Annotated in this window: 24 protein-coding genes; 10 read left to right on the top strand and 14 right to left on the bottom strand. The window is 61.9% G+C overall.

The annotated features are described in order from the left end of the window. Nucleotides 1-26: 26 nt before the first annotated feature. Nucleotides 27-554 (bottom strand): cupin domain-containing protein, encoded by a 528-nt coding sequence (locus tag RCF49_RS08085; RefSeq protein ID WP_342643515.1) that lies wholly within the window; start codon nt 552-554, stop codon nt 27-29. Between the two features lie 67 nt (nt 555-621). After that, the gene (locus RCF49_RS08080; protein WP_342643514.1) at nt 622-1,611 is read right to left on the bottom strand and encodes a KpsF/GutQ family sugar-phosphate isomerase; all 990 of its coding nucleotides are present in this window, start codon (nt 1,609-1,611) and stop codon (nt 622-624) included. A gap of 246 nt (nt 1,612-1,857) precedes the next feature. Here RCF49_RS08080 and RCF49_RS08075 point away from each other — a divergent pair, with 246 nt between their 5' ends. After that, nucleotides 1,858-3,063: an outer membrane beta-barrel protein gene (locus tag RCF49_RS08075; protein ID WP_342643513.1), complete on the top strand. Its 1,206-nt coding sequence runs from the start codon at nt 1,858-1,860 to the stop codon at nt 3,061-3,063. 45 nt (nt 3,064-3,108) lie between these two features. On the opposite strand, the gene galU is transcribed toward RCF49_RS08075, so the two are convergent. After that, the gene (galU, locus tag RCF49_RS08070) at nt 3,109-4,005 is read right to left on the bottom strand and encodes a UTP--glucose-1-phosphate uridylyltransferase GalU (protein ID WP_342643512.1); all 897 of its coding nucleotides are present in this window, start codon (nt 4,003-4,005) and stop codon (nt 3,109-3,111) included. Nucleotides 4,006-4,125: 120 nt separating this feature from the next. On the opposite strand from galU, the gene galE reads away from it, so the two are divergent. Then, nucleotides 4,126-5,118, top strand: coding sequence for a UDP-glucose 4-epimerase GalE (gene galE / locus RCF49_RS08065; protein ID WP_342643511.1), 993 nt, complete (start codon nt 4,126-4,128; stop codon nt 5,116-5,118). Between the two features lie 98 nt (nt 5,119-5,216). Here galE and RCF49_RS08060 read toward each other — a convergent pair whose 3' ends face one another. The 6 genes from RCF49_RS08060 to RCF49_RS08035 form a co-directional block, all read right to left on the bottom strand. Then, nucleotides 5,217-6,338 carry a glycosyltransferase family 4 protein gene (locus tag RCF49_RS08060; protein ID WP_342644155.1) on the bottom strand — a complete coding sequence of 374 codons (1,122 nt, stop codon included), beginning with the start codon at nt 6,336-6,338 and terminating at the stop codon, nt 5,217-5,219. Next, nucleotides 6,338-7,189 carry a UDP-2,3-diacylglucosamine diphosphatase gene (locus RCF49_RS08055; RefSeq protein ID WP_342643510.1) on the bottom strand — a complete coding sequence of 284 codons (852 nt, stop codon included), beginning with the start codon at nt 7,187-7,189 and terminating at the stop codon, nt 6,338-6,340. The genes RCF49_RS08060 and RCF49_RS08055 overlap by 1 nt, the downstream gene beginning before the upstream one ends. A gap of 178 nt (nt 7,190-7,367) precedes the next feature. Continuing rightward, on the bottom strand, nt 7,368-7,685 hold the full coding sequence (locus tag RCF49_RS08050) for an antibiotic biosynthesis monooxygenase family protein (protein WP_342643509.1): 318 nt from the start codon (nt 7,683-7,685) through the stop codon (nt 7,368-7,370). A gap of 35 nt (nt 7,686-7,720) precedes the next feature. Beyond that, a complete protein-coding gene (locus RCF49_RS08045) occupies nt 7,721-8,800 on the bottom strand; it encodes a TonB family protein (RefSeq protein ID WP_342643508.1) in 1,080 nt (359 codons plus the stop codon). Continuing rightward, a complete protein-coding gene (locus RCF49_RS08040; protein ID WP_342643507.1) occupies nt 8,797-9,282 on the bottom strand; it encodes a hypothetical protein in 486 nt (161 codons plus the stop codon). The genes RCF49_RS08045 and RCF49_RS08040 overlap by 4 nt, the downstream gene beginning before the upstream one ends. Before the next feature lie 128 nt (nt 9,283-9,410). Then, nucleotides 9,411-11,486 carry a TonB-dependent hemoglobin/transferrin/lactoferrin family receptor gene (locus tag RCF49_RS08035; RefSeq protein WP_342643506.1) on the bottom strand — a complete coding sequence of 692 codons (2,076 nt, stop codon included), beginning with the start codon at nt 11,484-11,486 and terminating at the stop codon, nt 9,411-9,413. A gap of 202 nt (nt 11,487-11,688) precedes the next feature. On the opposite strand from RCF49_RS08035, the gene RCF49_RS08030 reads away from it, so the two are divergent. From RCF49_RS08030 to RCF49_RS08015, 4 genes are read left to right on the top strand one after another with little or no spacing between them, the layout of a single operon-like run. After that, nucleotides 11,689-11,883 (top strand): hemin uptake protein HemP, encoded by a 195-nt coding sequence (locus RCF49_RS08030; protein WP_342643505.1) that lies wholly within the window; start codon nt 11,689-11,691, stop codon nt 11,881-11,883. 36 nt (nt 11,884-11,919) lie between these two features. Next, on the top strand, nt 11,920-12,867 hold the full coding sequence (locus RCF49_RS08025) for a heme/hemin ABC transporter substrate-binding protein (protein WP_342643504.1): 948 nt from the start codon (nt 11,920-11,922) through the stop codon (nt 12,865-12,867). 28 nt (nt 12,868-12,895) lie between these two features. Beyond that, complete coding sequence (locus RCF49_RS08020; RefSeq protein ID WP_432807376.1) at nt 12,896-13,999, top strand: FecCD family ABC transporter permease; 1,104 nt, start codon at nt 12,896-12,898, stop codon at nt 13,997-13,999. A gap of 1 nt (nt 14,000) precedes the next feature. Further along, the gene (locus RCF49_RS08015; RefSeq protein WP_342643503.1) at nt 14,001-14,822 is read left to right on the top strand and encodes a heme ABC transporter ATP-binding protein; all 822 of its coding nucleotides are present in this window, start codon (nt 14,001-14,003) and stop codon (nt 14,820-14,822) included. A 16-nt stretch (nt 14,823-14,838) separates the two neighbouring features. On the opposite strand, the gene RCF49_RS08010 is transcribed toward RCF49_RS08015, so the two are convergent. The 3 genes from RCF49_RS08010 to RCF49_RS08000 form a co-directional block, all read right to left on the bottom strand. Continuing rightward, nucleotides 14,839-15,351, bottom strand: a complete 513-nt coding sequence (locus tag RCF49_RS08010) for an RrF2 family transcriptional regulator (protein WP_342643502.1) — start codon at nt 15,349-15,351, stop codon at nt 14,839-14,841. A gap of 63 nt (nt 15,352-15,414) precedes the next feature. Further along, complete coding sequence (locus RCF49_RS08005) at nt 15,415-15,939, bottom strand: class I SAM-dependent methyltransferase (protein WP_342643501.1); 525 nt, start codon at nt 15,937-15,939, stop codon at nt 15,415-15,417. A 62-nt stretch (nt 15,940-16,001) separates the two neighbouring features. Next, nucleotides 16,002-16,640 (bottom strand): class I SAM-dependent methyltransferase, encoded by a 639-nt coding sequence (locus RCF49_RS08000; RefSeq protein ID WP_342643500.1) that lies wholly within the window; start codon nt 16,638-16,640, stop codon nt 16,002-16,004. A gap of 228 nt (nt 16,641-16,868) precedes the next feature. On the opposite strand from RCF49_RS08000, the gene RCF49_RS07995 reads away from it, so the two are divergent. The 3 genes from RCF49_RS07995 (at nt 16,869) to RCF49_RS07985 (ending at nt 20,527) form a co-directional block, all read left to right on the top strand. Then, the gene (locus RCF49_RS07995; protein WP_342643499.1) at nt 16,869-17,699 is read left to right on the top strand and encodes an MBL fold metallo-hydrolase; all 831 of its coding nucleotides are present in this window, start codon (nt 16,869-16,871) and stop codon (nt 17,697-17,699) included. A 438-nt stretch (nt 17,700-18,137) separates the two neighbouring features. After that, a complete protein-coding gene (locus tag RCF49_RS07990) occupies nt 18,138-19,301 on the top strand; it encodes a lytic murein transglycosylase (RefSeq protein ID WP_342643498.1) in 1,164 nt (387 codons plus the stop codon). Between the two features lie 56 nt (nt 19,302-19,357). Beyond that, nucleotides 19,358-20,527 carry an SGNH/GDSL hydrolase family protein gene (locus RCF49_RS07985; protein WP_342643497.1) on the top strand — a complete coding sequence of 390 codons (1,170 nt, stop codon included), beginning with the start codon at nt 19,358-19,360 and terminating at the stop codon, nt 20,525-20,527. A gap of 35 nt (nt 20,528-20,562) precedes the next feature. On the opposite strand, the gene RCF49_RS07980 is transcribed toward RCF49_RS07985, so the two are convergent. Continuing rightward, nucleotides 20,563-21,027 (bottom strand): OsmC family protein, encoded by a 465-nt coding sequence (locus RCF49_RS07980; RefSeq protein WP_432807375.1) that lies wholly within the window; start codon nt 21,025-21,027, stop codon nt 20,563-20,565. 187 nt (nt 21,028-21,214) lie between these two features. On the opposite strand from RCF49_RS07980, the gene RCF49_RS07975 reads away from it, so the two are divergent. After that, nucleotides 21,215-22,099, top strand: coding sequence for a haloalkane dehalogenase (locus tag RCF49_RS07975; RefSeq protein WP_342643496.1), 885 nt, complete (start codon nt 21,215-21,217; stop codon nt 22,097-22,099). A gap of 31 nt (nt 22,100-22,130) precedes the next feature. Here RCF49_RS07975 and RCF49_RS07970 read toward each other — a convergent pair whose 3' ends face one another. After that, nucleotides 22,131-23,549, bottom strand: coding sequence for a glutamate synthase subunit beta (locus RCF49_RS07970; protein ID WP_342643495.1), 1,419 nt, complete (start codon nt 23,547-23,549; stop codon nt 22,131-22,133). Nucleotides 23,550-23,557: the final 8 nt, after the last annotated feature.

Below are 23,557 nucleotides of genomic sequence, written 5' to 3'. Positions count from 1 at the left end.
TGTCCTGGCGCTGGTCCTGGGCCGGATTAGAGCGCATTCAGTGGCATCCGGGCGATGGCGTGCAAGACATCAGCCACGTCCTTGTGCCGAGCGGCGAGCGCATCCACATCGCCGATCTCCACGTCGGCAGGAATGACGCCAGGCCATTCGGTGCTCGCTCCGAGAAACCATGAGCCGCTGCCAAGCAGTCTCGCGGTGTGGAACGTGTTACCGGGAATGAAGAACTGCACGTGATCGCCCCCGCGGAGGTCGGGGCCGATGACCACATGCTCGCTCCGGCCATCCTCGTGCAGGAGGAAGAGCTCGAGCGGATCGCCGAGATAGTAGTGGTAGAGCTGATCGTTGCGGATACGGTGCAGGCGCACCGGGGCTGATGGCGCGACCATGAAATAGAGCGCGCTGCCGAGCGGCCGCGGCGCCTCAAAGGGTGCGGCAAGGGCCTGAGCCGCCAGACTGTGTCTGCTGATGAAAGTCAGGCGGACCTCACCGCATGTGGCATTGGGCTCAAGCCGCAGCAGGTTGCGGACATCTTCGGCAGTCAGCTTCTGGCCCATGGCGCCTCCAGGCTGCACCGGGTTATGCCATGCGATGGGGCTATCGACGCGGCATCGCCATCTTGGCCTATTTTACGCCGATCCGCAGCAGATCATGGATGTGCACGATGCCGATGGGCCGCGCCTCTTCAATCACGAACAGCGTGGTGATCTTGCGCTCATTGAGCGTGGCAAGGGCTGAGGAGGCAAGCGCGCTAGGCTCAATGGTAATCGGGTGGCGAGTCATCACCTCTGCGGTGGTCAGCTGCAGGAGCTCGGGCGACATGTGACGGCGAAGGTCGCCATCGGTGATGACGCCGGCAAGGCAGCCATCCGGGTCCAGCACGCCGACGCAACCGAAGCGTTTCGAGGTCATCTCCACCAGGGCATCGGCCATGAGGGCATCGATGCCGATCAAAGGCAGCTCTTCAGCGCTGTGCATGATCTCGTGGACGAAGCAGAGCTGTGCGCCAAGCTTGCCGCCGGGGTGAAGCGCCTTGAAGTCCTGCGGACCGAAGCCACGGTTTCTGAGCAAGGTGACGGCAATGGCATCACCGAGAGCCGCCTGCATGGTGGTGGAGGTGGTCGGCGCAAGACCGTGGGGGCAAGCCTCTTCGTGCGCGGGCAATACGAGGATCGCCTCCGCAGCGCGGGCAAGCGTGCTCTGCGCGGCACCGGTGATGGCAATGAGAGGGACCCGCCAGCGTTTAGCATAGGCGACGAGATCGGCCAGTTCCGGCGTCTCACCCGAATTGGACAGGATGATCAGGCCGTCGCGCTCGGTGATCATGCCGAGATCGCCGTGGCTTGCTTCACTTGCATGCACATGAAGCGCCGGCGTTCCGGTGGAGGCAAGGGTGGCGGCAATCTTGCGGGCGATGATCCCGCTCTTGCCTATGCCTGAGACAATGATCCTTCCGCCGCCCTTGCAGACATCCTCAATAAGGGCGATTGCCTGAAGGAACGGGCGCTCCAACTCCCCCGTCAGCGCCTTTTTGAGCTCCGCCAGGCCGCGTTCCTCAGCCTCGATGGCGAGAGCCGCCGAGGTGATGAGCGGATGGGGGCTGTCGATATTCATGACAAAACAGGAACCTGGTCAAAGTCGCATCCATGTACCCCGTTGAGCGCGCCGCCGCAACGGAAGTCGGCCCAGCTCTTGCCATGGCAATGCCATCGGCGCCAGCCGTAAACGCAATTTTAACCCTAACAAAAGATTATCCGGACGTGCGTTAACCAGTGCAAAGCGGGGAGTTGCGTCATGAACCCAGGCGAGCCGGCAGCAGCGCGGCGCCGGGTTCCATCGGGTCGCAGGTTCTGTCGGGCAGTGGCGTTCGCACTTTCGCTGGCGGTCGCGCAGACGGGGCCGGTCATGGCCGCGGATGTGTCGAGCACAAAAGCTTATGAGCCGACGGGCATTACATTTGGCAGCTTCATCCTGCAGCCCTCGCTCGAAATCGGCGGCGTCTATACGGACAATGTGCGGGAGTCGCGGACCGATCGAAAGTCGGATGTGGGCCTGCGCCTCAGGCCGCTGGTCGATCTGCGCAGCGACTGGAACCGGCATGCTCTCAATGTGCATGCGGAGAGCGAGCACGTGCTCTATGCGAAGGAGTCTCGGCAGAATATCGACAATGCCGATATCGGCGCCAGCTATCGGCTCGACATGCATCGCGATTTCTCAGCCCTCTTCGAGGCGCGCTATACGCTTCAGCAGGAAGGGCTGGCCCAGGCGGATATTCCGGTCAACGCCATCGATCCGCGCAAGGACGAAATATACCGCATACGCGCCGGGCTCACCTATGACGGGGGGCGGTTTGCCATCACGGCGCGCGGGGGCACGAGCTGGCACAGGTTCGGCGATGTGCGACTGTCGGACGGGAGCGTGCAGCGCAACAAGGATCTGAACTATACAGCGCCCATTGCCGAGCTGCGGCTCAAATATCAGGACGCGCCGATCATCACGCCTTACGTGGAGGCGGCTTATGTGCCGCGGATCTATGACCGGCCGGATGAATTCCTGGGGGTCAAGCGCTCATCGGATGGCGCGCGCTTTGCGATCGGTGCGGAGTTCGCGCCCGATCCGATCTGGACGGGCATGGCGGCGCTCACCTACGAAATCCGCGATTATCGCCATCTGGCGATGAAGGTGGTGGAGGGCGTGGGGTTCGATGCCAATGTGATCTGGCGTCCACAGAAGATCACTGCGGTCACGCTCGATGCGGGCAGCAGCATAGGCGAGACGAATGTGACGGGAGCCACGGCGACGCGGAACTACACGGTGGGCCTCAGGCTCGATCACGCCTTTCGGTATAATTTCCTGGGCGCGCTCATGGCCCGCTACACGCTCGAGGATTATATCGGTATCGATCTTAAGGAAGAGACCTGGACAACCGGGTTCGACCTCACCTATCTGCTGTCGCCGCAACTCGCGCTGATCGGCAGCTATCGCTTCATCGACTACTCGCTCACCGGCCGTACACGCGACTACGACGAAAACCGCATCATGGTCGGTGTCAGGCTGCAGCGCTAATGGTTGCGGTGCCGTTCGGCCCGCAACCAATGCCGTGAAGAAGGCTCAGAGGAGATTTTCACCGTTGGCGGCCAGGATCTCCTGAAGGGCCTTACGGAAGGCGGGGCCGAGATCCTTGCGTGCAAGCCCATAGGCCACATTGGCGGCGAGAAAGCCGACCTTGTCACCGCAGTCATAGGTCTTGCCGCGGAATTTGAGCGCGTGGAAATCCTGCTCTTCGAGCAAGGCCAGCATGGCGTCCGTGAGTTGGATCTCGCCGCCGGAGCCGGGTTTCTGGATCTCGAGTTTTCCGAAGATTTCGGGCTGAAGGATATAGCGGCCGGAAATGATGAGGTTCGAAGGCGCCTCTTGGCGCTTGGGCTTCTCGACCATGCCCTTCACCTTCTGGGCGCCGTTCGACCCGGGCGCGCCGACATCGACGACACCGTAGCGGTGAACCTCCTCGTGGGGAACTTCTTCCACGGCCAACACATTGCCGCCATGGGCATTGTACACCTCGATCATCTGGGCGAGGCAGCCGGGGGTCGCATGAATAAGCATATCGGGCAGAAGCAGAGCGAAAGGTTCATCGCCAATCAGCTCGCGGGCACACCAGACCGCATGGCCCAGGCCGAGCGGCTCCTGCTGGCGGGTGAAGCTCGTCTGGCCCGCGCTCGGGAGATCAGAGGCGAGGAGATCCAGTTCCTTGGTCTTGCCACGATTCCTCAGGGTGGTTTCAAGCTCGAACTGCTTGTCGAAATGGTCTTCGATGACGCCCTTGTTGCGACCGGTGACGAAGACGAAGTGCTCAATACCCGCTTCGCGTGCCTCATCGACGGCAAGCTGGATGACCGGACGATCGACGATCGTCAGCATTTCCTTAGGAACCGCCTTGGTTGCCGGTAGGAAACGGGTTCCGAGGCCCGCCACTGGGAAAACGGCTTTGCGAAGTCGGCGCGACATAAATCCCTCTCTCTCTGGCCTTATGTTTGCTAGCTTAGCTCTGAGGCACATCACCCGAAACACTAATGTAGCTGCACGGTGGCCAAAACGCGGCGCGTGCCAAATTGGTTCGGAGGCTTAATGACAATCGTCGTGACGGGCGGCGCCGGGTACATCGGCAGCCATATGGTTCTCGCCCTGCTAGACGCCGGAGAAGACGTAACGGTCATCGACAATCTGTCGACGGGATTCCGCTGGGCGGTACCGGATGGCGTACGCTTCATTCATGGCGATATTGGTGATGAGGCGCTGCTGAAAAGGGCTCTGTCGACGGGCGATTGCGAGGCGATCATCCATTTTGCCGGCTCGATCGTCGTGCCGGACTCGGTGGCAGATCCGCTGGGCTATTATCTCAACAACACAGTCAAGACCCGCGGGCTGATCGCAGCGGCGGTGGCCGCGGGCGTGCCGCATTTCATCTTCTCCTCGACCGCTGCGGTTTACGGCATTCAAGATGAGATGCCCGTGTTTGAGACAGCGCGGCTCGATCCGATTTCCCCTTATGGGACATCGAAGCTTATGTCCGAGCTCATGTTGCGGGACACGGCTGCGGCCCATGATATCACCTATGCGGCGCTCCGCTATTTCAACGTGGCGGGGGCTGATCCGCAGGGGCGCAGCGGGCAGTCGTCGCCGCGGGCGACGCATCTGATCAAGGTGGCGGCTCAAGCCGCGCTCGGTGATCGGCCGTATCTCGAGATCTTCGGGCGGGACTATCCGACACCGGATGGCACCTGCATTCGCGATTATATCCATGTCACCGATCTGATCGCAGCTCACATGGCGGCGCTCAATTATCTGCGCGCGGGCGGGCGCAGCGACGTGTTCAATTGCGGCTATGGCAAGGGCTATTCGGTGCTCGAGGTGATATCGGCGGTCGAGCGGGCCACCAATCATCCACTCGTGGTGCGGGATGGGCCGCCGCGTCCGGGGGATGCGCCAATGCTGGTTGCCGGTGCCAAAAAAGTGCGCGAGCGGCTCGGCTGGGCGCCGGAGCATGAGGACCTCGATGAAATCGTCGCGAGCGCGCTGCATTGGGAAAACCGGCTGAAGACCAAGCTCGCGGTCAGCTAATTCCGGGCAGAGGGATCGGCTCGGCGCAATTTAGCTGAATGAATGATAAATTTTTCATTCAGGCAGCGCTCAGCCGGGGTGGACGATGATGGCCAGCATCAACCACTGGCATTGTCCGCCCCCAAACTTGTCGGCTGGTGGTTGACGGAAGGGCCCGCCAATTGGCGGGTCCTTTCTATTTCCAGCTGGGCCTCGCGGATGAGCGCCACGAAGATTTCGGCGGTGCGCTGCCAGCTATAGGTGAGGGAGCGGGCACGGGCTGCCTCGCGCGAGCAGGTGAGGGCGCGGGTTATGGCGCTGCCCAGGTCTTCGTCAAGCGCACCGGAGATGCCATCCTCGATGATGTCGCCGGGGCCGGGAACCGGGAAGGCCGCCACGGGAACACCGCTCGCCATAGCCTCGAGCAGCACCAGACCGAAAGTGTCGGTGCGGCTGGGGAACACGAAGACATCGGCTGATGCCATCATCGCGGCCAGGGCCTCGCCGTGCAGGAAGCCGGTGAAGATCGTTTCGGGATAAAGGCCTTTCAGGCGAGGGAGATCTGGACCATCGCCCACCACATATTTGGTGCCCGGAAGGGGAAGCGACAGAAAGGCATCGAGGTTCTTTTCCACCGCGACCCGTCCCACATAGAGCATCACCGGCCCGGGGCAATCGAGCTCAACGCGTCTTGCGGGATGGAACAGGGCGTGGTCGACGCCGCGCGTCCATAGCTTGATCGCGCGGAAGCCCTCGGCCGCCAGCGCGCGAGCCATTGAGGGGGTGCCCACCATGACGGCGCGGCTCGGACCATGGAACCATCGCAGCACATCATAGCCGAGCCGCCGCATGGCGCGGCCGATGAGCGGGCTTCGGACGCGAGCCTCGATATATTCGGGAAAACGCGTGTGATAGCTGGTGGTGAAGGGCCGGTTGTGCCGGAGACAGTGCCGGCGCGCCAGGAGGCCGAGCACGCCTTCGGTTGCGATATGGACCGCGTCGGGATTGGCGGTCTCGATGATGGCGGTCACCGCACCAGGGCGCGGGATGGCCAAGCGGATCTCGGGATAGCTGGGCAGGGGGAGCGTTCGAAACGGCTCCGGGGTCAGCAGGGATATGGTGTGACCCGCCGCGGTCAGCTCTTCGATGGTGCGCGATAATGTCTGGACGACACCATTGACCTGGGGATGCCAAGCATCGGTGACAATCAGCAGTTTGAGTGGCTTGGCCGGCTCTCCCATCACCGTGCGGCCGCCGGCTCGAGCAATTCAGTCTCGGTGACCGGGGCGACAAACTCGCTGATGGGGATCTGGACCTCCGGGTTTGTTGCCAGAGGATCCATTCTGGTCCAGCGAATGATCTCAAGCGTGCCGGCAAAGGTCTCGACCAGAGCGGTGCAGCTTTCCACCCAGTCGCCATCATTGCAGTAGTGAACGCCGCCGATGTCCCGCATCTGCGGGGTGTGGACATGGCCGCAGATCACGCCATCGGCGCCCTGCCGGCGGGCCTCATGCACCAAGGCATCCTCAAAGCGCGACACGAATTCGACCGCGCGCTTCACCTTGTATTTGAGATAGGCCGATAGGGACCAATAGGGCAGGCCGAAGAGGCGGCGCACCCGATTGAAGACGCTGTTGATGATGATCGAGAGGCCGTAGGCGCGATCGCCGAGCACCGCGAGCCACTTGGCATAGCGCACCACGCCATCGAACTTGTCGCCATGCATGACGAGATAGCGCCGGCCACTCGCGGTGGTATGCATGGCCTCGAGCTTCACGCAGATCCGGCCGAAGCGCGCTTCGGCAAAATCGCGGAAATAATCATCGTGATTGCCTGGAATATAGATGACCTTGGTGCCCTTGCGCGCCTTGCGCAGGATCTTCTGGATCACGTCGTTATGGGTTTGTGTCCAGTACCAGCGCTTCTTGAGCGCCCAGTTGTCGATCACATCGCCGACGAGGTAGAGCGTGTCGGATTCCGTGTGGCGGAGGAAGTCGAGCAAGAGCTCGGTCTGGGCACGCCGAGTGCCGAGGTGAAAATCGGATATCCAGATGGTCCGATAACGAAAAGGGCGATGCGGCTGGACATTCATCGGTCTGCTACTGCCATGCGGGCCATGCAGCAGCCTATGGGCGATTCACATGTCGGGGGTATGACGATCGCTGCTTGTCCCTACACGCGGATGCACCAGCGCGGTTCTTTGGGGTAACTCCTATAGAAAGGACCGGCGTGCCGGTCCTCTCGTCGTGAAGTGCCTCTGTGTGGGCCGTCTATTCCTTGGTCACGGTCTGCACGACTTCGAAGCCTTCGAACTCCGGGTGCCCCAAATACAGCGTCTTGCGGTTGCCGGCGTCCTGATGCGCCTTGCGGAATTGCTCGGATTTCGTCCAACCCTCGAAGGACGCCTTATCGCGCCAGATCGTATGCGAGGAATAGAGCGTGTGATCTTCCCGCACCGGGCCTTTGAGCAAATGGAACTCCACGAAACCCGGCACCTCGTTCAGATGCGTGTCGCGGCTCTTCCAGACATGCTCGAAATCCGCTTCGCTGCCATGCGCCACCTTGAAGCGATTCATCGCGATGAACATCAGTGTCCCCCTCTGGTCAGTTGAAAGTGAAAGGTTTATGGCCGCTTGTAGCGCAAGGGCACGGTGAAGGTCATTGCCGAAACCTGCGCTTCCGCGGGAATTGGTGGAAAAGGCGAGGCGCGACGCACCGTAGCTATTGCCGCCTCATCGAGACTTGCGATGCCTGAGCTGCCGCGGAGCCGCACGGATTTGAGCTCGCCGTTTGCGGCAATCGAAAAGGTGAGCGTTGCGACACCCGTCAACCCCCGCCGCGCCGCATCTTCCGGGTAATGCTTATGGCGCTGCAGGTGCGCGAGAATGCGGCCGGCATAGTTCGAGCGATTGGACCAGCCCGGATTGGCCTGGCGCGTGCCGCGATTGCCTTTAGCCACGCCGCTCGCCGCACTTGCCGATCTCTTGGCATTCCCCGCGTCCGCCTCGGTGCGGCTCGCCGTGCGTGCCCGCGCCGCCTGCTCCTGCGGGGCCTTCTCCTTGGCTGGCTTGGGGGCTTGCTTAGAGCGACGCTCCGGTTCCGGCTTCTTTGGCGTTGTCTTCGCCACCTTGGGCTTTTCGGGGGTGACCGGCTTTTCCTGGGCCTGCTTGGGCTTGGGGGAGGGGGCCGGGGTTGGAACTTCCGCCTCTACGGCTTGAGCCTCCTCGGAAACCGGCTCCAGCGGCGATATGGGATCGACTGCCGCAACGACCTGGCTTTCTTGGCGCGGCGCAGGCTCAGCCTCTCGCGCTTGCACGGGCTTTGCCTCGACGGGCTCTACCTCTTGCACCTCTCGCGGCTCTATGGCCGCAACCTCTTGGGCTTCCACAGGCTCGGCTTCCGAGGTTTCAACCGGCTCGGCCTCGGATGTCTCGACAGGTTCAACCTCGGGGCTCGTTGCGTTCTCGACCACCTCGGTTGGTTCGGCCTCAGTTGCTTCTGGCGTTTCACCCGCCACGGATTCGACGGTTGCCAGCTCCATCAGGATGGTGCTGGTCGGTGCGCCCCAGACATCCGCCTCTTCGCCGGCCGAGCGTTCACTCAGGGCCTCTTCCCGCGACCAGGGGACCATGCCGAGAACAGCCACATGCAGCAGAAGGGCGCCGATCAGGCCGGCCGCCCATCGGGCGGAGGTGCGGGTCATTGGTCAACCGAACTGAGCAGTTTGGTGTCAGTCTTGGAGGAAAGGGCAAGCTCCGCCAGGCATTTTGCGGGCTCCAGCCCCTCTCCCTCGCAGGCTTTCACATCATTGACCAGCACCGAGCCGAGGCCCTTGCAGTCAAGACCGGCAATGTCGAATTGCTGAACCCGGATCTTCTCGGCAGGCAGTGCCTTGGACGAGAGAACGAGGAAGCGCTCCACGCGCTCATCCTTGTCGAAAAGGACCGCCTCAAGCTGGAGATTGGCAAGATCAGCGCCGAGGCGGTTGCGATAGACGAAGCTCAACCGGCACGCATTATCCCGCTGCTCCAGCCGATTGAGCTCGATATCGAGGGATGCGTCCTTGGCGTCTGCGCGTTGCGTTTCAGCAGATTGCTGGGGGGCTTGGGCGAGGGCGGCAGCTCCAAGCGTGCCGCTGGCGAGCAGGATGCCGGCGATAGTCCCGATGTGACGATGACGTCTCACGCTCACTCTCCGAAGCAGGCCCAAGTGTCGTCTCCATTCATGGCGAGATCCTCCCTGCTCGATGGAGGATCCTCAGGTCCATTGATCAAGCCGAGGCGGAGCTGCCCGAGGCGCTCCGCCTCCATCGCTCAAAACCGCATGGTCATCGCGAATTTCGTGTTGAACCCTGGCATGTCCGTCTGGTTGAGGAACGGCCGGTAGTTCTCATCCAGAATATTGTTGAAGCGGACGTCGAAGCGGAGATCCGGGCTATAGGCATAGCCCACGAAGAGATCGACCAGGGTGAAGGCGCTCGATTTCAAATCGGGATCGCTCACTCGGTGCTGCTTCGCGGCCGCCGTGATCTCGGTGCCGAGCTCCAGCTTCTCGTCCAAGAAGCGGAAGCCCAAGGTGCCGGTGATCTGGTCCGGTGGAATGGAGTTCAGCCAATCGTGCGTCGTGCGGTCCTTGCCGCGCAGGATCTGGCCGCTCACGCCGGCAAACATAAAGCCGGCATCATACATGCCCTCGAACTCGAAGCCTTTGATCCTGGCCTTAGCGACGTTCACATATTGGAAACTACCGAAGGGGAAGGGCGTGGGCAGAACCTGCTCGAACGAGATCAGATCGTCCACATTGTTCTGGAACACCGCGGTCTTGATGCGCAGGGCATCATCGCCGGTGAACAGGCCATTATATTTGAAGTTGAGGCCAACCTCGAAGGTCTTGGCGGTTTCCGGCTTGAGATCGGGGTTCGGCAGGAAGGGGAAGGTGGCCGGGGGCGGGTGGATGCCGGAGATCAGCGTTTCGGTCACGCTCGGGGCGCGATAGCCTTCCGCATAGGTGCCGTAGAACTCGAGGCCTTCGAGATATTGGTAGAAAGGCTTCACAGCAACGGTCACCTTGGGTGAGATCCGGTCGCCCTCGTTGTCGACCGGCTCACCTGTGATCGTGTCGGTGCCGTCGAGCTTGTAGCCATCGAAGCGGCCCGCGGCGATCAGGTAGAGCCAGGGCGTGAAGGTCATCTTGTCCTGGATGAAGGCGCCATAGGCATCGCGTTTGCCGCCCGGCGTGAACAGGTCGCCGGTGCCCACCTCGTCGGCCGTCTTCACATGGTCGTTGAAGAAGTCGCCGCCATAGGTGAGGGCATGGCCGATGAAGCCGGTCTCGAACAGGGTCGTGTTATAGATATCGAAGCCGTAGGTGGTCAGGTCGAAGCCGCGGGTGAAGCCGGCGGTGGGGCCCGTCTCATTGCGCTGGTCGAGATTTGTGGTCGAGACATAGCCGCTGGCGGACAGGTTCCAGAAGTCGCCATTCGGGTCGTCGAAGGTATAGCGGACCACACCAATATTGTTGGTCAGCCGGCTGTCGCGCGCCACGCTTTCCGACTCGTCCAGCCACTGATCATCGGTCCCGATGTAGCTCACCTTGATCTCGTGGCCCTCGGCGGGCCGATAACCCATTTTGGCGAAGCCGCTCAGGATGTCGAAGGCGGAGCCATCAACCGTCTCGCCCTTGCCGTTCTTGTAATCCCCACGGTCGCGATAGGTGATGTTGCCCACGGCGTCGAAGGCGTCATACTGCATGGCGCCGGTGCCGCTCAGGAACCAGCCGTCGCCATTCGTCTCGTAACCGCTGCGCAGAATTCCACCGGCAAACTGGCCGGGATCGAGGATGTCGCGGGCATCCTTGGTCTCGAAGGCGACAACGCCGCCAATTGCGCCGGAGCCGTAGATGTTCGCCACGGGACCGCGGACAACCGTCACCTTCTTCAGGAGCTCGGGCTCGATATAGACCAGGTTTTGGCCATTGTGCTTTGAAATCTGAAAATTCTGGCGGGCACCATCGATGGTCACCGCCACGCGCCCAAAATCCTGAAGGCCGCGAATATTGATCGAGCCACCAGGCTGGTCGCGATCCTGCGCGACAGTAACGCTCGGCATGCCCCGGAAAATGTCGTCGAGCGTTGCCGCCTGGCGCTGCTCCAGCTTCCTCTCGGTGACGATGCTCACAGCGGTGGGCGAGTCGATCGGCGTTTCCTCGATCTTGCCCGGCACGACCGTGATCTCGTCCAGTGACAGCCACTCCTGCGGCACGGCTTCACCTTCCGCCGGGACTGGTCCCGCAACTTGCCCCGCTTCCTGCGCTTTGGCCGTGGCCGTCACCGCGGCCAGGGCAACACCCGCCATCATCGCGCGGCGTAGCCACGCCAGCCGATTACCCATGGTTCAACCCCCTCCGAACCGACACATTGCTTCCACCGAAGCGTCCTGGTCCGCTGGCTACTCGACCCATCGATCTTTGGCTGGCATGCAAACTGGAGGCCCCGCCCCAAGCTTGTGACTTGCGTTCTATTAGAAGTCGACTATTAAAGTCAACAATTCTCCGGCACAGGAGCAGGTGCCTCGTTGAAAGGTTTGAGTGACGATGACAGAGGAAAAATCCGGTCAGCCCGAGACGATTCCGTCATTGGAGGGGCACGCGGATGCCCTCGGGAGGGGCCGGCGAGTGATTCCCTCGGACGCCATATTCTGCGGCCAGAGCAGTGCGCTCATCGCACATCGCGATGAGATTTACACCCTGCGCGTCACTAAGCAGGGCAAGCTTGTCCTGAACAAGTGAGCAGGACAACTACAGATTTCGAACAGGGGTCGCGCGATGGGGTTGAAGGAGCAATTGCGGTTTGGCCGAGCGATGCTGCTTGGCATGGGGATGCTCGCGGGCACATTGATTGGACCGGCGGGTGCCGAGACCATCACCGATGGGCGCGGGCGCCAGGTGGATGTCACCGATGTCTCGCGCACGGTGTCTGCAGGTGGATCGGTCACCGAAGTGCTTTATGCGCTCGGGCTTGAGAAGAACATCGTGGCGGTCGACACGACGAGCCTCTATCCCACAGCCGCCCTCAAGGATCATCCGAATATCGGATATTTGCGCGCACTTTCGTCGGAAGGGCTGCTTTCGGTGAAGCCCACGGTGATTCTCGCCGAAGCGGATGCGGGACCACGCGAGGTGGTGGACCAGCTGCAGAGCGCGTCCATTCCGTTCGTGACCGTGCCGGATATCGCTACTCCCGAGGGGATTGCCGAAAAGATCCGCTTTATCGGCAAGGTCATGGGAAAGCCCGGGGAAAGCGAGACACTCGCTGCGGCGCTGCTGCAGGATTTCGAAACGCTCAAGTCGCAGCTCGCCAATGTCAGCGACCGGCCAAAAGTGCTGTTCATCCTGAGCATGACGGGTGATCGGCTGATGGCCGGCGGAACCGGGACGTCGGCGGACGAGATGATCAAGCTGGCCGCTGGTGAGAACGCGCTCAGCAATTTTCACGGTTATAAGCAGGTGAACAATGAGGCGATCATCGCGGCGGCGCCGGACGTCATTCTGATGATGACGCGGTCGGGTGATCACTCCGCGGGAGAGGCCATCTTCGCCAATCCAGCGATTGCACAGACGCCGGCTGGACAGAAGAAGCGGCTGGTCACGATGGATGGGCTGTTCCTGCTCGGCTTTGGTCCGCGCACGGCCCATGCGGCCGCCGAGCTTGCGGCAAAGCTGCACCCGGATGCGGAGATCGCGGCGTTGCCAGAGCGAGCCTGGACCAAATAACACGGGGCGATGATCCTCTTCTGAGATAATGGTAGCGGGTGCGGTGGCTGTCATCGAAGATAAATCGCAAATTGCGGGCATAGCCCTTGGTGGGGACCGCCGCCGGACCGCCAGGATCCTCACGGGTCTGCTTTGTCTTGCACTGCTCGCAACCGCATTTCTTTCCCTCAGCATCGGTGCCACCGGATTTACCCCAGGCGCGGTCTGGCAGAGCCTGATCGGGCTCGTCGACGGGGGCATTGCCAGTCAGCGCGATGTCATCATCCTGGATATCAGGCTGCCGCGCACGCTGCTCGGCATGCTGGTCGGCGCGGCGCTCGCCGTCTCGGGCGTCGTGCTACAGGGGCTTTTCCGTAACCCGCTGGCCGATCCCGGGCTCGTCGGTGTGTCGTCCGGGGCGGGACTTGCCGCGGTGATCATCATCATCGGCATTCCCATCTTCCTGCCCGGTATTGCCGGGCTCGTCGGTGCCTATGCGCTGCCGCTCGCCGCGTTCGTCGGAGCATTGGCGACCACGTCGCTGCTCTATCGCATCGCGACGAGGGCGGGGCGCACTTCGGTTGCGACCATGCTGCTGGCCGGCATCGCATTGGGGGCGCTTGCCGGCGCGCTCACGGGATATCTGACATTCCTGAGCAATGATCAGCAGCTGCGGGATCTGACCTTCTGGACGATGGGCAGTCTTGGTGGAGCGACAATGGACAAGGTGATAACCGCCGCCCCGTTCATTGCGCTTGCCCTGGCGACCATTCCCTGGCTGGCCGAGCGGCTCGATGCGTTGCTGCTCGGGGAGGTCGAGGCTGGCCATCTCGGTGTCGAGGTGCAAACCGTCAAGCGGGTGGCCATCGTAATGGTCGCGCTCAGCGTGGGTGCCTCGGTTGCTGCTGCCGGGCCGATCGGCTTCATCGGAATTGTCGTACCGCACCTCCTGCGGATCGCAATGGGGCCGCGACATCGTGCCCTGATGATCGCGAGCGCGCTTTTGGGGGCGATCCTGCTGGTCGCTGCCGATATGGCCGCCCGCACGCTCGTCGCCCCGGCAGAACTGCCGATCGGCATCGTCACCGCGCTGATCGGCGCTCCGTTCTTCCTATGGCTGCTGCTACGGCGTCGCTCGCTTCTGGACATATGAGATGATCGAGGCCAGAAACATCACCTGCCGCCGCGGCGGCCGCGACATTCTCAGCGATGTCAGCCTGTCCATTGTGCCAGGACGGCTCACTGTGGTCCTCGGTCCCAATGGGGCCGGGAAATCGACACTGCTGGCCTGCATGTCGGGGGACCTCGAGGTTTCCTCCGGCAGCATAGAGCTGGATGGCAAGTCCATCTCGTCCTGGCGGAGAGCCGAGCTGGCGTTACGGCGTGCCGTGCTGCCGCAGAAGAGCCATCTGGCTTTTCCGTTTACCGTGCGGGAGGTGGTGGAGCTCGGGCTGATTGCTGCCGTAAGCCGCACGGGGGCTGTGCGCCAGTCGCGGCGAGAGAGCCAGCCGGTTTCGCGGGAGGAGGTGGTTCGCCGCGCTCTCGGCCGGGTTGGGCTATTCAGCCATGCCGGGCGGTTCTATCAGCAGCTTTCCGGGGGCGAGCAGCAGCGGGTGCATATCGCGCGGATCTGGTGCCAGCTCGAGATGTCGCGAGCCTTCGGGATCGCGCCCTATCTGTTTCTCGACGAGCCGGTCTCCAATCTCGATCTTCGCCACCAACTGGAAACACTCGATATTGCCCGCGAATTCGTGGCAGAAGGGGGCGGTGCCTTCGCCATTCTTCACGATATCAATCTTGCGAGCCTATATGCGGATGAGCTGGTGGTCATCGCCAATGGCCGGGTGGCCGCCTCAGGCAAGCCGCGGGAGACACTGACCACCGAGGTGATCGCCCGGGTTTTCGAAGTTCCGGTCAAATTGAACCAAGTGCCGGAAAACGGGCAGCCTTTCCTGCTGCCTCATACCGCCCGGTGAGGCGGCGCGTCCGAGGTCAGAGCGCACGGGCTTCCTTGCCAGGGGCCGGCGGTTTGCGACCAGCTGGCTCGACCTCGCCCACAGAGTTCTCGAGTGCCGTCATCTGCGCAAACAGCGCCGAGCCAGGGCGGGCGCGGATAAACTCCGCGAGGCTGTGCCGGTCGAGCACCTCGATGAATGCATTTACCGCATTATCGAACACCCGGTTGATTGGCACGGCCCGGAGAATAGCGCATTCATCGACGCCCTGACCGAAGCAATCGGTCTGAATGGTGGTGTCCTCTGTCGCGCGGATGATGTCGCCGATGCGAATCTCCTGGGGATCACGGGCGAGCGTCAAGCCGCCGCCCGGGCCCCGCACCGTATCAAGAAGGCCCGCGCGAACGAGAAGCTGCACCACTTTGGACACATTGGCCTCGGTGATCTGATAGGCGTGAGCGATATCAGACGTCTTGACCTTCCTGGACGGATTCTGCCCGCAATGGATCAGGATCCGCAGGGCGTAACTGGTCATCTTGGTGAGGCGCATTAGGTGCTTCCGCGTGAGCTTTCGTCGCTTGCACTTAAGTCCGATCAGTTTAGCACATTAGAATCATTCTTGGATAGGGGCTTCGCTCGCGACCATAGGCAACTGCCAGCGATACATGTAGTAGCGATCCTTCTGGACCGTTTCCGGCAGTGGCAGGCGCTGGGTACTGGGGATGTCCAAGGCCGGATCGCAGAGGATGATCGCATCCGGGGCCAGCAATGGCGGAATTGCCCGCGAAAGAAACCGGGCGATTCTGGCATTTTCTTCGAGATCACCGCTGCCGAGATCGCTGTGCAGGAGAACGACCCGGCCTGCGAAGCGCTGGACCGCAGCGGGCAGGGTCTCAGTAATGTCGCCAATGATCAGATGGTCGCTGTCGGGGGTTGATTTGGGATGTGCGGCCGGCCGCCGCTCGAACACGAAGATCTCGTGGCGTGGCAGCCTCTCCCGGAGATGGTCAAAGGTGCGCCCATTGCCGAGACCAAGCTCGAACACGACACCATCGCGGTTTGCGATCTCGGCGGATGCCGCATTGAGGCATTCGCGCTGAGCGATCACGCGGTTTATGAATGAATCCAGTCGCGACATTTGCTAGCGGCTCGGCAAGGTTCGAGGATTGGGACGGCGGCACATGCCAGCCGTTACTATGTTCAGCGGGTGAAGTGAACCAGGCCACTGTTGTTCAGCAGCTCATCATCCTGCTGAACGATGCGAAATTCCGCATCGCGAATGATCTTGGCGATCCGCTGGGGATCGCAATCCGGGAAACTCGGCGTTTCCGCGCCGACGGGCTTGGTCTTGTCGGCATATTGAAGCACCACGTCGCCACCCGGCTTAAGAATACGCCTGACTTCGCGGAGGTAGTCCGCGATCATGGGCAGTTCGAAATGAACGAAGGTGCCGTACGAGAAGACCAGATCTACGGTCCTATCTGCTATGCCAGGAAAATCTGTACCGGAATTCTCAATCAACACCATATTAGGGGCATGAAAATTCCGGCTGAGCTCCGCGAGCAGCTCGGGGTAGCGGTCGACAACGTAAAGCCGGCGGCATGGAAGAAAATATCGCGTCCAGCGCCCGCCGCCCGGTCCGATCTCCACTGCAATCTTGTCCGGATGAATCAAAGGCCACACGAAGCGGTCCCGAACGGCCACCAGATCGGCGCGTTCGTCAGGATCACCCCAATGTAGCCCATAGAGACCGAAACGGTCGATGATGCCGCGCTCGCGCGCCTTGCGAAGCTTATCGAGATGAAGATCCGTGTCAGACATCATGGCGTTCCGGGTCATGGCTTTGGCTCTGCCGGTGCCGCGACCATGCCTGAAAATGATAAAGGCGCAATTCAATTCCTTGCTGCATTTAGGCATTGCTTCAAGGTGGCCTCGGGTTCTATGCCCTTGCGCTTGCGCCAGATTTGCCGAAAAGCCGTTACCACTTTCAGGTATGATGTTCTAATGTGTCGCCATGGGGAGCTTGGAAATGGGCCGTCAGCGGGCATGGAGCGGCGGGGGCTTTTGATGAGCAAGGCTCGCTTCGAGGTCCGATTCTGGGGCGTGCGCGGCAGCATTGCTTGTGCAGGACGCCAGTTCGACGGCTTTGGCGGCAATACTCCCTGCATCGAGATGCGCATCGGTGATCACGTGCTCGTGTTCGATGCGGGGTCGGGTGCCCGAGCGCTCGGACCGCAATTGATCCGCGACGGCATCAAGGCGTTCGACCTGTTCTTCAGCCATTGCCATTACGATCATATCGAAGGAATCCCCTTCTTTGATCCGCTCTACAGGCCTGACATGAACGTGACGGTCTGGTCGGGCCACCACGTGGATGGCTCGACCACCGAGGACATGCTGAAGCAGTTCATGCAGGCGCCGTTCTTCCCGGTGGGGCCGGAGGTGTTTCGAGCCAAGCTCGATTGCCGCACCTTCCATGCGGGCGAGACGCTCGATCCCTATCCCGACGTCCATATCAGGACGGCCCGGCTGCGCCATTGCAATGGTTCAGTGGGCTACAGGGTCGAGCATAATGGCAAGGCGGTCTGCTATGTCACCGATACGGAGCATCCGGAGACGGGGCTGGACGAGAGCATCATCGACCTGATCCGGGATGCGGACGTTGTGATCTATGACGCCATGTATACGCCGGAAGAATATGAGGCGACCCGCGGCTTCGGCCACTCGACCTGGGTGCAGGGTGTCGCGTTGTGCAAGGCCGCCAATGCCAAGCAGCTCGTCCTGTTTCACCACAATCCCCGTCATGATGACGACGCGCTTGCGGCCATAGAGGCGCAGGCCAGCGAATGCCGCCCGGGGACTATCGCCGCGCGTGAAGGCATGGCACTGAGCGTCTAGAGCGCTTTCGCCTTTTCGACTGGGCTAAACCGCTCTGAAGGACAGGTGCCCGCTCGCGGATTTACTTTCGCTGCCGATGGTTTACAGTCGTTGCCGGCAGTTTATCAGAGCGGTTTGTCCCGTCAGAACGCCTTCCCCGCTGCGGTTGTTGCCGCAATAGGGAGTAGTTGCGCGCGGTGCCGCGCGCCCCTGAAGTTTTATGAAAATTTTTCTAGCTCAGGACAGTGTTGCGGAGAATTTTTCGCGCTGTCGAATGGTTGCCACATTCTTGATACTTTGTATGATGGCAGTCAGGGCAATAAACTCTTAACGGTAATCTTCCCTTAACCAGACATGCCCAATATGATCTGCTCGCGGAGAAAGTTTGTAGCGGTGGGGTACGGTATGGCGCGTTTTAGCACGAGATGTCTTTTCGCTGCCGCCCTCGTTGTTTCATCAATGAGCGGTGTTCTGGCGACACCCGGTGTCGCGCGCGCGAATTTTGACCAGTTCCTCGAACGGCTCTGGCCGGAAGCGCAGCGTGCAGGCATTTCCCGCACCACGTTCAATGCCGCTTTCCGCGGGGTCACGCCGGATCCCGAGGTGATCGAGCATGCCGAGAACCAGGCAGAGTTCAAGACGCCAATCTGGGATTATATCGATCTCCGGGTCTCCGATACGCGGATCCAGAACGGCCGCAACATGCTGAACCAGTTCGGCCGCGAGGCGGCGGCCATCGAGACGCGGTTCGGCGTGCCGCGCTCCATCCTGGTTTCTATCTGGGGCATGGAGACCAATTACGGCTCGCACATGGGCGAGAAATACGTGATCCGCTCACTGGCAACGCTGGCCTATCAGGGACGGCGCACCAAATTCGGCCGTCAACAGCTGATCGCAGCCCTCAAGATCCTGCAACGGGGCGATATTCCGCCCAATGCCATGACGGGATCGTGGGCCGGAGCCATGGGCTTCACGCAGTTTATTCCCACGACCTACAACGCCTATGCCGTGGACTGGACGGGCGATGGGCGCCGCGATATCTGGCGCAGCGTGCCCGACGCACTGGCCTCCACAGGCAACTATCTGCGCAAATCCGGCTGGACGCCGGGCCTGCCCTGGGGCTGGGAGGTCGCGCTGCCGCAGGGCTTCAACACGAAGCTTGCCGGGCTTGGCACCCGCAAGACCGTCGGAGACTGGGCGAAAATGGGCGTCGTGCTCGCCAATGGCAGCAAGTTCAAGTCCGGCTCACCGGTGAAGGCATCGCTGATCCTGCCGGCCGGCGCTGAGGGGCCCGCATTCCTCGTAACCCAGAATTTCCGCGCCATCCTGCGCTATAACAACTCGCAGGCCTATGCTCTGGCCGTGGGCCATCTGGCTGACCGCATCGACGGCCAGCCGACCTTCGTTGCCGCATGGCCACGGCCAAAGGACTCGCTGACCGTGCGCGACAAGATGGAACTGCAGGTGCTGCTCAATGCCAAGGGGTATGATACCGGCGGCGTTGACGGCAATATCGGCCCGCAAACGCTTAAGGCGCTGGAGAAGTTTCAGCAGGATGCGGGGCTTACCAGTGATGGCGAGCCGACCGCGCGGCTGCTCAAGTATCTGCGACAGGACGGGTGAAATAGGGCATAATATCCGGTCGTGAACCGAAGCTTCTTCATGCTGGGGCAGACCGAATGATATTGCGGCGTGTTGTGACGGCCGGGCTTGCCCTTCTCGGGTGCGCTGCCGTGGCCTTGGCGGGACTTGCAGATCCGGCACAGGCACAGCAGGAAAGCGCTTCCCAAAAGCCGCTCGCCGAGCCCAAATTCGCGCCCGCCAATACCTCGTCAACACCCGAAAAGCCCGGAGCTGGCGCAACCTATATCCCCGAGCCGCATGACCGCTACAGCGTTCTGGTGCTTGGGGATGCGCTCGCTGGGGGGCTTTGGGCCGGCATGGGGCGGGCGGCAAAGCCCGACGACAGGATCCAGGTCGAAGTCCGCTATCGGGAGGGCTCAGGGTTCGCCCGAGCCGATCTCTATGACTGGCTCGAAGCGCTGCCCGGAATCCTCGATCGCAACCAGGTTCATGCGGCGGTGATTCTGCTCGGGTCCAATGACGGGCAGGACATGCGAATCGGCGATCAGCGTCTGCCGTTCGGCTCTCCGGAATGGAAAGCCAAATACCAGGAGGTGGTCGACACGTTCCTGGCAGAGCTCCGCAAACGCAGTATCGCGGTTTACTGGGTGGGGCTGCCACCGATGGCCCGGCCCGATTATGATCAGGCGATGCAGCAGATCAACGAGCTGGTCAAGGCGCGGGCCGATGCGGTCGGCGTGAAGTTCATCGACATCCGCAAGAATTTCACTGACGAGATGGGCAAATACACGGAAATGGGGCTGGACGAGGAGACGCGCGTCTATCGGCGGCTGCGCGACCGTGACGGCATCCGGTTTCTGAAGCGCGGCAATACAAAGCTGGCCTCTATCGTGCTCGATGTCCTGCGTCAGGATATGAAGGCTGCCGAGAACCCGCCGCCGGCACAGGCTGCAGCACCGGCTGAACAGGCCAAGGCTGCGGAGCTTACCAATCCGCTGCCGTTCTTTGGCCAGCCGGGCCTCAAGGAGCCCATTCTCATTCAGCCGGAAATGCCAAGGACAAACCGGCCCGTAACGGCAGCGCTCGTCGAGAAGCCTAACGTTGCCGAGGCGCTGAAGCTGGACGTCAAGGATGGCGAGGAAGGCCTGACTGCGCTGCAGAAAAGCGTGTCGCCCGGCTCTCCCGCAGCCGAGCTGTTCTTCAAGGGCATTGCCCCCCAGCCCAAGCCTGGCCGAACCGACGATTTCGCCTGGACATCGGAATAGTCCGTCCGCACGGGGATGGCGGGGCTTGCGCCGTGTCAGCTCTCGGCGCGCAGGATCACCGGCTCGTGATGCACGGGGAAGTTCAGCGAGCGGGCGATGAAGCATTTCGCGTTCGCATCGTGGTGCAGGGCCTTGGCGACGTTTTCATCACCAGCGGCAATGGTCACCCGCGGCCGAAGGGTTGCCGAAACGAACTGGCCGGACCCATCGGGGTTCATGGCCATCTCGGCTTCAGCTTCGTCCACATAGTCGGTGACCACCACCCCCGCACCGACAGCGAGATGCAGGTACCAGAGCATGTGGCAGGCGGAGATGGCCGCCAGCAGCAAATCTTCCGGATTGTGCCGCGAGGCATCGCCGCGAAAGGCAGGGTCGGAGGAGCCTTTCAGCACGGGCCGCTGCGGGATGATGACGTCGTAGTCCCGGCTGAAACCGCGATAGCTGCGTGTGCCCTCGCCGGTATTGCCGGTCCAGGCGATGGTCGCCTTATAGTGATGCATGCTCCGCTCTTCTCCGATGATTGCCACTGAAACGCGGTGATTACCGGCCGCGAGACGAGATCCGTCAACCTGATTTGTTTCGGCGGCGACCGAACGGCGGATAGGCGGGACAGGGTGTGAGCGGCCGGCTAAACTTGCAGGCTTAACAATTCAGCCGCGTCGCGTGATGCTTTGGAGATGGACTGGGATGTACTCCGCCAAGCCCTTTGCTGAAAAGACATTCGCTGAGATCAACGGCATCCGGCTGGCCTATATCGATGTGGGGGAGGGGGACCCCATCGTGTTCCAGCACGGCAATCCGACCTCGTCCTATCTCTGGCGCAATATCATGCCGCATCTGCAGGGGCTCGGGCGGCTGATCGCCTGCGACCTCGTCGGCATGGGGGATTCCGACAAGCTGCCCGATCCAGGCCCCGGCCGCTATGACTATGAAACGCACCGCGACCATCTGTTCGCGCTCTGGCGGCATCTCGGCATCGAGCGCAATGCCGTCCTGGTGGTGCACGATTGGGGCTCGGCGCTTGGCTTCGACTGGGCGCGGCAAAACCCTGAGAAGGTGCAGGCCATCGTCTATATGGAAGCCGTGGTCCAGCCGCTCACCTGGGCCGATTGGCCGGACAATGCCAAGCGTGTGTTCCAGGGCTTCCGTTCGCCTGCGGGCGAAGAGATGGTGCTCATGAAGAACATCTTCGTGGAAGGCGTGCTGCCCAACGCCATCCTGCGCGATCTCAGCGACGAGGAGATGGCAGTCTATCGCAAGCCCTTTGCCGAACCGGGGGAGGGCCGGCGGCCGACGCTGGACTGGCCACGGCAAATTCCGATCGAGGGCGAGCCTGCCAATGTGGTGAAGATCGTGGAGGATTATGGCGCCTGGCTCGCCAGTTCCCCGGTCCCTAAACTGTTCATCAATGCCGAACCCGGATCGATCCTCACCGGCCGGGCGCGCGAATTCTGCCGCTCATGGCCGAACCAAAGGGAGGTTACGGTGCGCGGCAGCCATTTCGTGCAGGAGGATAGCCCGGATGAGATCGGGCAGGCCATAGCAGATTTCATCCGCAGGCTGCGGGGCTGAGCCGCCCCGCGAGCCTGATGGGAACAGGCAATCAGCGTGGCAGGGCGCTCGTGCCCATGAGGTATTCGTCGATGGCGCGGGCCGCCTGGCGTCCTTCGCGGATCGCCCAGACCACCAGCGACTGGCCACGGCGCACATCGCCCGCCGCGAAGATCTTGGGCTCGGAGGTCAGATAGCGTTCCGTATCGGCGAGGACGTTCGAGCGCGGGTCACGCTCCAGCGGCAGTTCCTGCAGCAGACCTTCCTCTTGCGGGCCGGCAAAGCCGATAGCGATCAGGACGAGATCGGCGGGGATGATGAATTCGGTGCCGTCGATCGGCCGGCGCCGCTCATCGCAGCGCGCCGCTTTGACGCCCGTCAGCACGCCGTTCTCACCCACGAGGCCCAAGGTCGCGCAAGAGAATTCGCGCTTGGCGCCTTCCTCTTGCGAGGAGGAGGTGCGGAACTTGGTGGGCCAGTAGGGCCAGATCAGCAGCTTGTTCTCGCGGATCGGCGGCATTGGCCGGATGTCGAGCTGGATCACCTCGATGGCGCCCTGGCGGATCGAGGTGCCGATGCAGTCGGACGCGGTATCACCGCCGCCGATCACCACCACACGCTTGCCGCCGGCCAGGATAGGGTCTTCACCGGCAAGGGATTCGCCGCCAATGCGCTTGTTCTGCTGGATCAGGAAGGGCATGGCATAGTGCACGCCTTCCAGCTCCATCCCGGGTAAGCCAGGGTCCCGGGGCCGCTCGGCGCCGGTGGTGAGCAGCACCGCGTCATGACCATCGATGATCTCGTCAGCCGGAATGTCGATGCCCACATTGACGCCGAAATGGAAGCTCACCCCTTCCGCGATCATCTGCTCGACCCGGCGGTCGATATGGTGCTTCTCCATCTTGAAGTCGGGAATACCATAGCGCAGCAAGCCGCCGGCATGCGCCTGTTTCTCATAGAGATGCACGTCATGGCCGGCACGGGCGAGCTGCTGGGCAGCGGCAAGACCTGCGGGGCCTGAGCCGATCACCGCCACGCGCTTGCCGGTGAGCTTTTCCGGAGGCTGTGGCTTCACCCAGCCTTCGGTCCAAGCCTTGTCGGCGATGGCTTCCTCGATCGACTTGATGGTCACGGGTGCATCGTCGAGATTGAGGGTGCAAGCCTCCTCGCAGGGTGCCGGGCACACTTTGCCGGTGAATTCCGGGAAATTGTTGGTGCTGTGCAGATCCTGCGCGGCCGATCGCCAGCTTCCGGCATAGACTAGATCGTTCCAGTCCGGGATCTGGTTGTTCACGGGGCAGCCGGTATGGCAGTAGGGCACGCCGCAATCCATGCAGCGCGCCGCCTGACGTCCGGCCTCGCGCTCATCCATGGGAATGGTGAATTCGCGATAGTGGCGCACCCGATCGGCGGCCGGCTGATAGGCCTGGCCCTGGCGATCGATTTCGAGAAAGCCTGTGATCTTGCCCATTACTCTAT

The organism is Rhodoligotrophos sp. CJ14, from assembly GCF_038811545.1.
GTDB lineage: Bacteria > Pseudomonadota > Alphaproteobacteria > Rhizobiales > Im1 > Rhodoligotrophos > Rhodoligotrophos ferricapiens.
Note: the sequence above shows the minus strand (reverse complement) of the source record. Positions and strands in the feature narration are given on the sequence as shown.

Bases quoted from the DNA above. Each gene is read 5' to 3' on its own strand.
- RCF49_RS08085 (WP_342643515.1), bottom strand. From the start codon at position 554: ATGGGCCAGAAGCTGACTGCCGAAGATGTCCGCAACCTGCTGCGGCTT.
- RCF49_RS08080 (WP_342643514.1), bottom strand. From the start codon at position 1,611: ATGAATATCGACAGCCCCCATCCGCTCATCACCTCGGCGGCTCTCGCC.
- galU (WP_342643512.1), bottom strand. From the start codon at position 4,005: ATGTCGCGCCGACTTCGCAAAGCCGTTTTCCCAGTGGCGGGCCTCGGA.
- galE (WP_342643511.1), top strand. From the start codon at position 4,126: ATGACAATCGTCGTGACGGGCGGCGCCGGGTACATCGGCAGCCATATG.
- RCF49_RS08060 (WP_342644155.1), bottom strand. From the start codon at position 6,338: ATGGGAGAGCCGGCCAAGCCACTCAAACTGCTGATTGTCACCGATGCT.
- RCF49_RS08055 (WP_342643510.1), bottom strand. From the start codon at position 7,189: ATGAATGTCCAGCCGCATCGCCCTTTTCGTTATCGGACCATCTGGATA.
- RCF49_RS08050 (WP_342643509.1), bottom strand. From the start codon at position 7,685: ATGTTCATCGCGATGAATCGCTTCAAGGTGGCGCATGGCAGCGAAGCG.
- RCF49_RS08045 (WP_342643508.1), bottom strand. From the start codon at position 8,800: ATGACCCGCACCTCCGCCCGATGGGCGGCCGGCCTGATCGGCGCCCTT.
- RCF49_RS08035 (WP_342643506.1), bottom strand. From the start codon at position 11,486: ATGGGTAATCGGCTGGCGTGGCTACGCCGCGCGATGATGGCGGGTGTT.
- RCF49_RS08030 (WP_342643505.1), top strand. From the start codon at position 11,689: ATGACAGAGGAAAAATCCGGTCAGCCCGAGACGATTCCGTCATTGGAG.
- RCF49_RS08025 (WP_342643504.1), top strand. From the start codon at position 11,920: ATGGGGTTGAAGGAGCAATTGCGGTTTGGCCGAGCGATGCTGCTTGGC.
- RCF49_RS08020 (WP_432807376.1), top strand. From the start codon at position 12,896: ATGGTAGCGGGTGCGGTGGCTGTCATCGAAGATAAATCGCAAATTGCG.
- RCF49_RS08015 (WP_342643503.1), top strand. From the start codon at position 14,001: ATGATCGAGGCCAGAAACATCACCTGCCGCCGCGGCGGCCGCGACATT.
- RCF49_RS08010 (WP_342643502.1), bottom strand. From the start codon at position 15,351: ATGCGCCTCACCAAGATGACCAGTTACGCCCTGCGGATCCTGATCCAT.
- RCF49_RS08005 (WP_342643501.1), bottom strand. From the start codon at position 15,939: ATGTCGCGACTGGATTCATTCATAAACCGCGTGATCGCTCAGCGCGAA.
- RCF49_RS08000 (WP_342643500.1), bottom strand. From the start codon at position 16,640: ATGACCCGGAACGCCATGATGTCTGACACGGATCTTCATCTCGATAAG.
- RCF49_RS07995 (WP_342643499.1), top strand. From the start codon at position 16,869: ATGAGCAAGGCTCGCTTCGAGGTCCGATTCTGGGGCGTGCGCGGCAGC.
- RCF49_RS07990 (WP_342643498.1), top strand. From the start codon at position 18,138: ATGAGCGGTGTTCTGGCGACACCCGGTGTCGCGCGCGCGAATTTTGAC.
- RCF49_RS07985 (WP_342643497.1), top strand. From the start codon at position 19,358: ATGATATTGCGGCGTGTTGTGACGGCCGGGCTTGCCCTTCTCGGGTGC.
- RCF49_RS07980 (WP_432807375.1), bottom strand. From the start codon at position 21,027: ATGCATCACTATAAGGCGACCATCGCCTGGACCGGCAATACCGGCGAG.
- RCF49_RS07975 (WP_342643496.1), top strand. From the start codon at position 21,215: ATGTACTCCGCCAAGCCCTTTGCTGAAAAGACATTCGCTGAGATCAAC.
- RCF49_RS07970 (WP_342643495.1), bottom strand. From the start codon at position 23,549: ATGGGCAAGATCACAGGCTTTCTCGAAATCGATCGCCAGGGCCAGGCC.